The sequence below is a fragment of the Curvibacter sp. GW821-FHT01G03 genome (genome assembly GCF_059422285.1).
In genome coordinates this window covers 1-13,131 of the sequence record NZ_JBWKWP010000037.1, presented here as the reverse complement: position 1 = coordinate 13,131, position 13,131 = coordinate 1, and the positions used below count along the sequence as shown (strand labels likewise).

The 13,131-nt window shown below is 69.1% G+C and carries 2 protein-coding genes; both read right to left on the bottom strand.

Annotated features, from left to right (window positions below):
- Positions 1-3,357, bottom strand: a 3,357-nt coding sequence (locus AC07VS_RS28610) for a beta strand repeat-containing protein (protein ID WP_494752668.1), incomplete at its 3' end; no start/stop codon positions are given.
- 692 nt (positions 3,358-4,049) lie between these two features.
- Positions 4,050-13,064, bottom strand: a complete 9,015-nt coding sequence (locus AC07VS_RS28605) for a beta strand repeat-containing protein (RefSeq protein ID WP_494752667.1) — start codon at positions 13,062-13,064, stop codon at positions 4,050-4,052.
- Between the last annotated feature and the right edge of the window lie 67 nt (positions 13,065-13,131).

Genomic DNA, 13,131 nt, shown 5'->3' with positions numbered 1-13,131 from the left:
CGCCGTGAAGGTGCCCACCACCGGGTTGGTGCCCCCGACATTGGTTCCGCCCAGGGTGGCGGTGACCGAATAGCTGCCCGCGCTGGTCGCCGTCAGGCTCACCGAGCAGGTGCCCGCGCTGCCACCCGTGGTGGTCGTGGTACAGGTCGCCGCACTGAGGGCCGCCCCGGCGCCCGGCGCACTGAAGTTGAAGCTTGTTGCGCTGCTGGTGTTGAGGTTGCCGTTGGCGTCCAGCGCACTGGCCGTGATGGTGTAGGCATCCGCACCATTCGCCAGCTTCGGGCCGCTGCTGATGGCCACCCGGGCCGAAGAGGCCACGACGGCACCCGCCGTGAAAGTGCCCACCACCGGGTTGGTGCCGCCCACATTGGTGCCGCCCAGGGTGGCCGTGACCGAATAGCTGCCCGCGCTGGTCGCCGTCAGGCTCACCGAGCAGGTGCCCGCGCTACCACCCGTGGTCGCCGTGGTGCAGGTGGCCGCGCTCAGGGCGGCCCCGGTGCCGGGTGCGCTGAAAGTGAAGGTGGCCGCCGCGCTGGTGTTGAGGTTGCCATTGGCGTCGTTGGCGCTGGCCGTGATCGTGTAGGCATCGGCCCCATTGGCCACCTTGGGGCCGCTGCTGATCGAAATGCGTGACCCGGCTGCCGTGGTGGCTCCGGCCGTGAAGGCACCCACCACCGGGTTGGTGCCACCCACATTGCTGCCGCCCAGGGTGGCGGTCACGCTGTAGCTGCCCGCCGTGGTCGCGGTCAAGGTGACCGAGCAGGTGCCCGCGCTGCCACCCGTGGTGGCTGTGGTGCAGGTGCCTGCGCTGAGGGCCGCGCCCGTGCCCGGGGCGCTGAAGCTGAAGGTGGCCGCCGCGCTGGTGTTGAGGTTGCCATTGGCGTCCAGGGCACTGGCCGTGATCGTGTAGGCATCACTGCCATTGGCAATCTTGGGGCCAGTGCTGATCGCCACGCGCGAGCCACCGGCCGTGGCCGCCCCGGCCGTGAAGGTACCCACCACCGGGTTGCTGCCCCCGACATTGCTGCCGCCCAGGGTGCCGGTGACGGAATAACTGCCCGGCGTGGTGGCCGTCAAGTTCACCGAACAAGACCCCGCACTGCCCCCCGATGTGGCCGTGGTGCAAGTGCTGGCGCTGAGTGCCGCGCCCGCTCCGGGGGCGCTGAAATTGAAGGTCGTGGCCGCTCCGCTCGCCACGGCGCCGGCCCCGTTGTTGGCGGTGGCTGTCAAGGTGTAGGCTGCGACACCATTGGCAGTCAATGGACCCGTTGGGCCAATGGCAAGGGTCGATTGGGCCGCCACCACCTGGTCGGGCACCATGGCCGGGCTGACCGCGCAGCCCGCAGCCGGGCTGCCGTTGGCGGTGCAGCTGGCGGGTGACTGCGGCGCGTTGGCTCCTGTGGCATCAATGGCCGCCCGATTGGTGCTGCTCACACCACTGGCTGCAGCCTGCGGTGTCGCGGACAGCGTGATGCCAGCGCTGCTACCTGCCGGCAATCCCCCCGTCGGCAGGCTGAAGTTGCACGACAGCAGCCAACCTGAGGCCAGGCTGCCCCCGGCATTGGCACAGCTGGTCGCACTGAACGCCACACCGCCGCTCGGTGTTGCATTGCTGACCCCGGTGTAGACAAAGTTGGGCGGCAACTGCTCATACAGCACCAGGTTGGTGTCGGTGGCACCCGTGCCGTTGTTGGTGATCACCAGACCATACGGGGCTGCGACACCGGTGGCCATCCAACTCGGATTGGTCTTGCTCAAGCTGAGCGACACGCCGCTGTTGACCCTCAGGGCCGCAGCCACAACGCAACCGAGGTAGGGTGTGTCGGTGTCGGTGCAATCGCCCGGCGCTTGCTGCGCGTTGCCGCCGGTGGGGTCCACAGCGGCCCGGTTGATGGTTGCCACACCGGCGGCCGCTGTCTGGGGCGTGACCGACACATTGAACGAGGCACTGCCACTGACGGGGATGCCACCGGTCGGAAGGTTGAGGGCACAGGCCAACAACTGCCCTGATGCAAGGTCGCCGCTGGCTGAGCAACTGGCCCCGCTGGGCGTCACCGTCCCCGAGCCCGTGGCTTGCACGCTGTTGAACAGCACATTGGGTGGTAACTGGTCGTAGACCACCACCGAATTGCCACTGGCCACCGTGCCACGGTTGCTGACCTGCAGGCTGTAGGCACTGCTCGCGCCCACGGCCAGCGAAGCCGGATTGGATTTGCTCAGCCCCAGAATGGGTGCGCCGGGCACGGCAGGCCCCACAGCGCAGCCCAGGGGCACGTTGTTGCCCACGCAAGTGCGGATATCGGGCATGGTGTTGCCGCCATCGAAACTCCTGGACCCTCCCGGTGTCGGTGGGAAAATCGTGGCAAAGCGCCCCCCCGCCAACTGGGTTGGGTTGACGGTCAAGATCCAGCCCGCGTACCCACTGGGGCTCGCGTTGCTGAGAGTGACGTATGTGTTAGAACCGTTTTGGTAAAGGCATTCGTAAACCAGGCCGCTGGCGGCAGTTCCCGACACCTGGACACAGGTTGGTGTCATGCTCGAGTTGACCCGGCCTGACTTGGCGACCATGCCTACAAACGTGTAGTACGGGGGCATTTGCAGGTAAAACGGCAGGATGCTGTAGTTCGTGGCCGACGTTGTTCCGCCCGCCAACAAGTAGGGATACAGATCAAGGCTGATCGTGGCGGGCACCCCCACCGCCGTGGTGGAAGGCGCGCCAATCGCCATCGTCGCAATCGGCTTGCCAGACGAGTACGGGGCCGCCAATGAGCCCACATAACAACCACTGGTGGGCTGACCCGTGGCAGTGCATGAAGACGCGTCCACCTGGGTGATCCCCGCTGTTGGCTCAAGCGCCGCCTTGATGGTGCCACTCACCCCGACGCTATTGCCGTCTGGAAGGATGTAGGTGTTGACAACGGTGCTACTACCCGCCGCCAGGTAGTTGATGACGGTCGGGCAGGTGACCAGCACGCCGGTGGTCCTGGTGTCACCTGACACATAGACGCACACGAGGGCGCCATCTCCTGGCGCATTGAACGACGGGACCACGTGAGGTGGAAATTGCAAGGTGAAGTTCAACCGGGTGGGCGAAAAGGAGAGTGATGAATTGCCCACGTTCTTGACCGTGATCTGCAGCGAGTTGGTGATACCTGGTACGCCAAACGAAGATGACGTGCCGGGACTCACACTGATCTGAAGGCTGCCCGCCGCCTGCGCCGGTGCCACGCCCAGCGTCATGGCCAGCATCAAGCCCACCAGGGCTGCGGCATGAGCCCAGCGCAGCAGCGCGGACTGGGGATGCGCATGGCCCACCCACCGCATCAAACGCGCACCCCGCCGAATCATATAAATCATTTTTATAGTCATGAAATTTAAATTGATTGATATGAAACTTGCTTGCGGACCCAACTGACGAGGAGCCCAGCCCAGGTGCTGTCAAAAATGAAGATCCATCGACAGGGATCAAAGGCAACGCCCCCAGACCCCATGTTTCAACCCCTTCGGTTCAGCGTCGGTGGGTCGTATAGCCAAGAAACCTCATGCAGGCCGCCACCCAAACGACCGCCGTCCGTCCCCAGGTGCTCAGCAAGACGGGTCACTTCACGTCATAAAAAAGATAAAAGACATTGAAAGTCATTAACACAACAATACATCACAAAACACAATTTCACCATCTTTATATCACATAGTACATTTTTATATTATTTATGCGATTTTTTTAGCAATTCATCATTGCTGCATCGAGACGGGTTCGAGTGGGTGGATGAGGGCGGGGAACGTGTAGCGCTCAACACGCCTCCACCCGCCCTTCCCGGGGAGCACTTCATGCTGTTGCCGATCCAAGCAACCCGCTGCCAATGGGGGCCGCCCTGCTCAGCACTCTGTGATGGCTTGGCCCAGGCCAGAAACTGGCCCCTCAGAGGGCGCCCATGCACAGGACAACGGCCAAGACGGAATGGGCGGCTTGGAGCGTGGTCCCGCAACAGCATCCGGTCACGGCATGTGGGCCTGGCTCGCCAACCGCCTGCGCGAAGGGCTGACGGACCTCAATCCTCGGAGGGCTGCCGCTGGAAGCGCCCCGCAAGCGCCCCCAGCAAGCCCAGGCCCAGCACCAAGCCCACACAGGCCCACTCGCTCAAGGTGGGCACCGCAGTCACCGCCCCGGCCGTGGGCGCAACAAACTGCCCTTGCACCGGGCTGCCCGCGGGCTGCCCCCCCGTGCTGCCCGCCACGGCATAGGTGCCTGGTGTCGTGGCCTTCAGCATCACAGAGCAACTGCCCGCATCGGCCCCCGTGGTCACCGTGCTGCAACTGCTGGCGCTCAGGCTGGCCCCCACCGCCGGCGGGCTGAAGGTGAACAGGGTCGACACCTCCGCCTGCACGTTGTCAAAGGCGTCCCGTGCCGTGATGGTCACGGTGTGCGTGTCCACCCCATCGGCCTGTTTGCTGCCTGGGCTGATGGTGATCAGCGAATGGGCCGCCACCGCCGGGCCGGCCACAAACTGCGCTGCGGCCTGCCCCCCGGTGCCGCTGCCCACCGGCAGCCCACCCGCCTCGGCGAGCACCGTGAACCAACCTGCCTGGGTCGAACTCAGCGTGACCGAGCAACTGCCGGCCTGGGCGCCGCTGGTGGTGGTGGTGCAGGTCGCCGCACTCAGGGCCGTCCATTGGTTGGCCGACCGGGTGCTCACGGCCTGCTTCAAGGCCCGGTTGTTCAAGACGCGCGTCACGACCCCTTCGCGCCAATTGAACGCAAAAGTCTGCGGCTGCCAGGTGTTCAGGTTGCCCTGGCTGTCATAGGCGCTGGCTGTGATGGTGTACGAATCCACACCGTTGGCCAGTTTGGTCGCGCCGTTCAGGCTGATGCTCACCCGCGATTGACCTGCATCCATGCCTGATGCCACAAACACCCCGGTCACCGGGTTGCTGCCGCCCAACAGCGTGGCGCCCAGGCGGGCCGTGATGGCATAGCTGCCTGCGGTGGTCGCTGTCAGCGTCACCGAGCAGGTGCCCGCACTCGTCCCTGTTGTGGCCGTGGTGCAGATGAGCCCACTCAGCGCTGCCCCCGTGCCCGGGGCACTGAGGCTGAAGGTGGTGGCGCTGGCCGTGTTCAGGTTGCCGTTGGCGTCCAGCGCACTGACCGTGATCGTGTAGGTATCGGTGCCATTGGCCAGCTTGGGGCCTTGGCTGATCTCAACAGTCGAGCTGCCTGCGGTGGTCGCACCCGCCACGAACACGCCCGTGACCGGGTTGGTGCCCCCCACATTGACGCCGCCCAAGGTGGCGGTGACGGGATAGCTGCGCGCCACCGTCGCCGTCAAGGTCACAGAGCACGTGCCCGGTGCAGACCCTGAGATGTTGGTCACGCATTCGGCCGCGCTCAGGCTGGCACCCGTGCCCGGGGCGCTGAAGCTGAAGGTGGTGGCGCTGGCCGTGTTCAGGTTGCCATTGGCGTCCAAGGCACTGGCCGTGATCGTGTACGCGTCTGCCCCGTTGGCCAGCTTGGGGCCCGTACTGATCACCACCTGGGAACTGCCCGCCGTGGCCGCACCGGCCACGAACAAGGCCGTGACGGGATTGGTGCCCCCCACCGAAGTCGAGCCAATGCTGACCGTGATGGCGTAGCTGCCCGCCACCGTGGCCTTGAGCGTCACCGAGCAGGTGCCGGCCGTGGTGCTGCAGGTGCTGGCGCTCAGGCTGGCGCCCACTGCCGGGGCGCCGAAGCTGAAGGTGGTGGCACTGGCCGTGTTCAGGTTGCCGTTGGCGTCCAGCGCACTGGCCGTGATCGTGTACGCATCGCTGCCATTGGCCAGCTTGGGCCCTTGGCTGATCGCGACCTGGGCGCTGCCTGCCGTGGCCGCACCCGCCACAAACACGCCCGTCATCGGGTTGGTGCCGCCCACATTGACGCCGCCCAGGGTGGCCGTCACGCCGTAGCTGCCTGCCCGGGTGGCCGTCAGGCTCACCGTGCAAGTCCCTGCCGTGGTCGTGCAGGTGAGCGCGCTCAGCGCGGCCCCCGTGCCCGGGGCGCTGAAGCTGAAGGTCGTGGCGCTGGCCGTGTTCAGGTTGCCGTTGGCGTCCAGGGCGGTGGCCGTGATCATGTAGGCATCACTGCCGTTGGCCGTCATGGGGCCCGCGCTGATCGCCACAGTCGAATTGCCCGCCACAGGCACACCCGCCACAAATACCCCGGTGACCGGGTTGCCGCCCCCCACCGCGGTCGAGCCGAGGCTGGCGGTGATGGCATAGCTGCCGGCAGTGCTCGCCGTCAGGCTGACCGAGCAGGTGCCGGCGGCTGCGCCGCTGGTGGCCGTGGTGCAGGTGAGCGCGCTGAGTGTAGCCCCCGCGCCCGGTGCGCTGAAGCTGAAGGTGGTGGCGCTGGCCGTGTTGGGGTTGCCGTTGGCATCGAGCGCACTGGCCGTGATGGTGTACGCATCTGTGCCATTGGCGGCCTTCGGGCCGCTGCTGATGCTGACCCGCGAGCCCCCCGCCGTGGCACTGCCCGCCACAAACACGGCCGTGACCGGGCTGTGGGCCACCGGGTTGCCCAGGCCCACACCATCGAGTCGAACGTGCACCAGGTAGGCGCCCGCACTGCTGGCCACCAGGCTCACGCCACAACTGCCAGCATCCGCCCCCGTGGTGGGCGTGACGCAGCGGTCTGCACTCAGGCTGGCCGCATTGGGCGCACCGTCCACCGCAAAGGTGAAGCTGGTCGGGTTGAGCATGACCCGGTTGCCCAGGGCGTCATAGGCCTCGGCACTGACGGTGTAGGCGTCCGCACCGTTGGCGATCTTCGGGCCCGCGCTGATCAAGGCCTTGGACACCGTCGCTGTCACCTCGCCGGCCTGGAAGCTGGCACTGACCTGGCGGCCACCATCCACCGCGGTGCCCGCCAAGCTGGCCCCGACCAGGTAGCTTCCCGCCACGGTGGCCGTGAGGGTGATGCTGCATCGCCCCGCCGTGGTGGTGCAGGTGTTGGCGCTCAAGGCGGCGCCTGTGCCGGGGGCGCTGAAGCTGAAGGTGCTGGGCACACCGCTCACCAGGTTGCCCTGGGCATCGTAGGCACTGACGGTGATGCCGTAGCTGTCCACCCCATTGGCGGCCTTGGGGCCGTCCGGTGTGATGCTGATGCGCGAGCTGCCGGCCGTGGCCGCACCGGCCACGAACACGGCCTGCGCGGGGTTGCCGGCGCCCACGGCCTGGCCGTTCAATTGGGCAGTGACGGCATAGCTGCCCGCCACCGTGGCGCTGAGCGTGACGCTGCACACCCCCGCCGTGGTGGTGCAGGTGCTGGCGCTGAGGGCCGCACCACTGCCGGACACGCTGAAGCTGAAACTGCTGGCGCCATTGCTGGCCAGGTTGCCCAGGGCGTCGCGCGCCGTCACCGTGAGGGTGTAGGCGTCGCTGCCGTTGGCGGTCTTGGGGCCGCTGTCGATGGCCAGGGTGGCGCTGCCGGCCTGGCTTGGGCCCGCCACAAACACGGCCGTCAAGGGGTTGCCCGAGCTCAGCACGCTGCCCGACACGCTGGCCGTGATGGCGTAGCTGCCCGCCACGGTGGCCGTGAGGCTGACCGTGCAGGTGCCGGCAGACGCGCCGCTGATGCTGGTCGTGCAGGTGGCCGCGCTCAGGCTGGCCCCGGCGGCCGGGGCGCTGAAGCTGAAGGTGAAGGCCGTGGCGGTGTTGAGGTTGCCGTTGGCGTCCAGCGCACTGGCGGTGATCGTGTAGGCATCGCCGCCGTTGGCGGTGCGCGGGCCGCTGCTCAGGCTCACGCGGGCGCTGGCGGCGCTGACCGCCCCGGCCACAAACGTGCCCACCAGCGGGTTGGTTCCGCCCAGGCTCTGGCCACCCAGGCTCACGCTCACGCCCTGGTCGCCCGCCACGCTGGACCTCAGGCTGACGGAGCAGGTGCCGGCATCGGCACCGCTGGTGGCGGTGGTGCAACTGGCGCTGCTGAGCACGGCACCGGCACCACCTGCGTTGAAGCTGAAGGTGTAGGGCTTGCTGCTGTCCAGGTTGCCGAAGGCATCGGTGGCGCTGGCCGTGATCGTGTACGCGTCGCTGCCATTGGCCAGCTTGGGGCCGGCATCGATGCTGGCCCGTGCGGTGGCGGCCACGGCCTCACCGGCCACAAAGCGGGCATCCACCGGGTTGCTGCCGCCCACCGGGGTGGCGCCCAGGCTGGCGCTGACATGGAACACGCTGGCCAGGGTGGCGCTGAGGGTGACCGAGCACATGCCGGCCACCGCACCCGTGGTGGGCGTGGTGCAGGTGCTGGCGCTGAGGGTGGCGCCGGCGCCCGGGTTGCTGAAGCTGAAGGTCTGGGCCGTGCCGGCGTTGAGGTTGCCGCTGGCATCTTGCGCACGCACGCTCAGGGTGTAGCGGGCCACACCGTCGGCCGTCAGGGGCCCCGGTGGGTTCATGCTCAGGCTGGAGCCCGCGGCGCTGACCGCACCTGCCACGAACACGGCCGTGACGGGGTTGGTTCCGCCCAGGGGTGTGCCGCCCAGGCTGGCCGTGATGGCATAGCTGGCGGCCACGGTGGCTGTCAGGCTCACGGTGCAGGTGCCCGCAGCGGCGCCGCTGGTGGCCGTGGTGCATTGGGCGGCGCTCAGGCTGGCCCCGGCGCCCGGGGCGCTGAAGCTGATCGTGAGGGCGCTGGCCGTGTTGAGGTTGCCATTGGCATCCAGCGCGCTGACCGTCAGGGTGTAGGCGTCCACGCCATCGGCCGTCTTGGGGCCGGCACTCAGGGCCACACGGGCGCTGGATGCGGTCGGGGCGCCCGCCACAAAGGTGCCCACCACCGGGTTGGTGCCGCCCAGGGGCGTGCCGCCCAGGCTGGCGGTGATGGCGTAGCTGCCGGCCACCGTGGCGCTGAGGGTGACGGAGCAGCTGCCTGCGCTGGTGGTGCAGTTGGCGGCGCTCAGGCTGGCGCCCGCCGCCGGGGCACTGAAGGTGAAGCTGGTTGCAGCGCTGCTGTTGGGGTTGCCCTGGGCGTCCAGGGCACTCGCGGTGAGGGTGTAGCTGTCCACGCCATTGGCCACGCGCGGGCCCGAGCTGATGTCCACGCGTGAGCCGCCGGCGGTGGGGGCAGCCGCCACGAACACGGCGCTGGCCGGGTTGCTGCCACCGATCAGGCTGCCGTCCAGGCGCGCCTTCACGCTGTAGCTGCCGGCCACCGTGGCCTGGAGGGTCACACTGCAGCGGCCCGCATCCGCCCCGGTGGTGGCGGTGGTGCAGCTGCCGGCGCTCAGGTTGGCACCGGCGGCAGGCTGTGGCGTGTCAAAGCTGAAAGTGGTGGCGCTGCTGGTGTTGAGGTTGCCCTGGGCGTCGTTGGCGGTGACGGTGAGGGTGTAGGTGTCGCTGCCGTTGGCCAACTTCGGCCCCGCACTGATGGCCAGCGTGGAGCCGCCGGCCACGGGGTTGCCCGCCACAAATTGGGCCGTGACCGGGTTGCTGCCGCCCACCGGGCTGGCGCCCAGGCTCCCGGTGATCGCGTAGCTGCCGGCCACGGTGGCCGTCAGGGTGACCGAGCAGCTGCCTGCGGTGGTGGTGCAGTTGCTGGCACTGAGCGAGGCCCCGGTGCCGGGGCCGCTGAAGTTGAAGGTGCTGGGGCTGGCAGAGGCCAGGTTGCCCTGGGCATCGTAAGCGCTGACGGTGAGGGTGTAGGCCGCATTGCCATTGGCCGGCAGCGGGCCTGCGCTCAAGCTCAGGCGCGAGGCCTGGGCGGATGCGGGACCGGCCACAAACACGGCCGTGACGGGGTTGGTTCCGCCCACCGGGGTCGCGCCCAGGCTGGCCGTCACGCCGTAGCTGCCCGCCACGGTGGCCGTCAGGGTGACGGAGCAGGCGCCGGCGGTGGTGGTGCAGCTGCTGACACTGAGGCTGGCGCCCGCCCCCGGGGTGCTGAAGTTGAAGGTGTTGCTCGCCCCTGTGGCCGGGTTGCCATTGGCATCGTAGGCTGTGACCGTGAGGGTGTAGGCATCACTGCCGTTGGCCAGCTTGGGGCCCGCGCTGATCGCTACCTGCGAGCTGCCTGCTGTCGGCGAGCCCGCCACAAACACGCCCGTGACAGGGTTGGTGCCACCCAGCGGAGTCGCGCCCAGGCGGGCCGTCACGCTGTAGCTGCCCGCCACGCTGGCGCTCAAGGTGAGCGAGCAGGTGCCGGCACTCCCGCCGGTCGTGGTGGTGGTGCAGGTGGCCGCACTGAGCGCCGCCCCGGTGCCGGGCGCACTGAAGCTGAAGGTGGTGGCGCTGGCCGTGTTCAGGTTGCCGTTGGCGTCCAGCGCACTGGCCGTGATCGTGTAGGCATCCGAGCCGTTGGCCACCTTGGGGCCGTTGCTGATGGCCACACGCGCCGTAGCAGCCGTGACGGCCCCCGCCACAAATACGCCCGTGACGGGGTTGGTGCCGCCCAGCGAGGTCGCGCCCAGGCTGGCCGTCACGCTGTAGCTGCCCGCCACACTGGCGCTCAAGGTGAGCGAGCAGGTGCCAGCGCCGGCGCCGGTGGTGGCCGTGGTGCAGGTGGCCGCGCTGAGTGCAGCCCCGCTGCCCGGGGCACTGAAGTCGAAGGTGGTGGCGCTGGCCGTGTTCAGGTTGCCGTTGGCGTCCAGCGCACTGGCCGTGATCGTGTAGGCATCGCTGCCGTTGGCCACCTTGGGGCCGCTGCTGATCGCCACGCGCGAGCTGGCTGCCGTGGGCGCACCAGCCACAAACACGCCCGTGACGGGGTTGGTGCCCCCCACGGCGCTGCCGCCCAGGCTGGCGGTGACCGAGTAGCTGCCCGCCGTGGTGGCCGTCAGGGTCACCGAGCAGGTGCCGGCGCTGCCGCCCGTGGTGGGGGTGGTGCAGGTGGCCGCGCTCAAGGCCGCCCCCGCGCCCGGCGCGCTGAAGCTGAACGTGCTGGCCGCGCTGGTGTTGAGGTTGCCATTGGCATCCAGGGCGCTGGCGGTGATCGTGTAGGCATCGCTGCCATTGGCTGTCCTGGGCCCCTGGCTGATCGCCACCCGCGAGCCCAGGGCCGCGGCCGCGCCGGCCGTGAAGCTGCCCACCACCGGGTTGCTGCCGCCCACGGGGCTGCCACCCAGGGTGGCGGTGACCGAGTAGCTGCCTGCCCTGGTGGCACTCAGGCTCACCGAGCAGGTGCCGGCGGTGGTCGTGCAGCTGGCCGCGCTCAAGGCCGCCCCCGTGCCCGGGGCACTGAAGCTGAAGGTGCTGGCCGCACTGGTGTTGAGGTTGCCGTTGGCATCCAGGGCGCTGGCGGTGATCGTGTAGGCATCGGCCCCATTGGCCACCTTGGGCCCGCTGCTGATGGCCACGCGCGAGTTGACGGCCGTGGCGCTACCGGCCACAAACACCGCGGTGACGGGGTTGCTGCCGCCCACGGCCGTGCCGCCCAAGGTGGCGGTCACGTTGTAACTGCCCGCCGTGGTGGCCGTCAGGCTCACCGAGCAGGTTCCGGCGCTGCCGCCGGTCGTGGCCGTCGTGCAGGTGGCGGCGCTGAGCGCTGCCCCGGCCCCCGGGGCGCTGAAGCCGAAGGTGCTGGCCGCGCTGGTGTTGAGGTTGCCATTGCCATCCAGGGCGCTGACCGTGATCGTGTACGCATCGGCCCCATCGGCCGTCTTGGGGCCCTGGCTGATCACCACGCGCGAGCCACCGGCCGTGGCGGCACCCGCCGTGAAGCTGCCCACCACCGGGTTGGTGCCACCCACATTGGCCACGCCCAGGGTGGTGCTCACGCTGTAACTGCCCGCGGTGGTGGCGGTCAAGGTGACCGAGCAGCTGCCCGCACCGCCACCGGTGGTGGCCGTGGTGCAGGTCGCCGCGCTGAGGGCCGCCCCGGTGCCCGGGGCGCTGAAGCTGAAGGTGGTCGCCGCGCTGGTGCTCGGGTTGCCGTTGGCGTCATAGGCACTGGCCGTGATCGTGTAGGCGTCAACCCCATTGGCCACCTTGGGCCCGGCGCTGATGGCCACGCGCGAGCCCGCGGCGGTGGCGCTGCCGGCCCCAAACAGCCCGGCGACGGGGTTGGTGCCGCCCACAGGGCTGCCGCCCAGGGTGGCGGTGACGTTGTAGCTGCCGGCCGTGGTGGCCGTCAGGGTGACCGAGCAGGTGCCGGCGCTGCCACCGGTCGTGGCCGTGGTGCAGGTGGCCGCGCTGAGGGCCGCCCCCGCGCCCGGGGCGCTGAAGCTGAAGGTGCTGGCCACGCTGCTGTTGAGGTTGCCGCTGGCGTCGTTGGCGCTGGCGGTGATCGTGTAAGCATCAATGCCATCGGCCACCTTGGGCCCGCTGCTGATGGCGATGCGCGACCCACCCGCCGTGGCGGCCCCGGCCGTGAAGCTGCCCACCACCGGGTTGGTGCCGCCCACGGCGGTACCACCCAGGGTGGCGGTGACCGAGTAACTGCCCGCCGTCGTCGCGGTCAACGTGACCGAGCAGGTGCCGGCCGTGGTCGTGCAGGTGCTTGCGCTGAGGGCCGCCCCCGTGCCCGGGGCGCTGAAGCTGAAGCTGCTGGCCGCACTGGTGTTGAGGTTGCCATTGGCATCCAGAGCGCTGGCCGTGATCGTGTAGGCATCGGCCCCATTGGCCACCTTGGGCCCGCCGCTGATCGAAATGCGTGACCCGGCTGCCGTGGCGGCCCCAGCCGTGAAACTGCCCACCACTGGGTTGGTGCCGCCCACGGCGGTTCCGCCCAGGGTGGCGGTGACCGAATAGCTGCCCGCCGTCGTAGCCGTCAGGTTGACCGAGCAGGTGCCCGCGCTGCCGCCGGTGGTGGCGGTCGTGCAGGTGCCCGCACTCAGCGCGGCGCCGCTACCCGGCACGCCAAAGCTGAAGGTGCTGGCGGCACTGGTGTTCAAGTTGCCATTGGCGTCCAGCGCGCTGGCCGTGATCGTGTAGGCATCGGCCCCATTGGCCGCCTTGGGCCCGCTGCTGATCGAAATGCGTGACCCGGCTGCCGTGGCGACCCCGGCCGTGAAGCTGCCCACCACCGGGTTGGTGCCGCCCACGGCGGTACCGCCCAGGGTGGCGGTGACCGAATAGCTGCCCGCCGTGGTGGCGGTCAAGGTGACGGAGCAGGTGCCGGCACTGCCGCCGGTCGTGGCGGTGGTGCAGGTGGCTGCACTGAGGGCC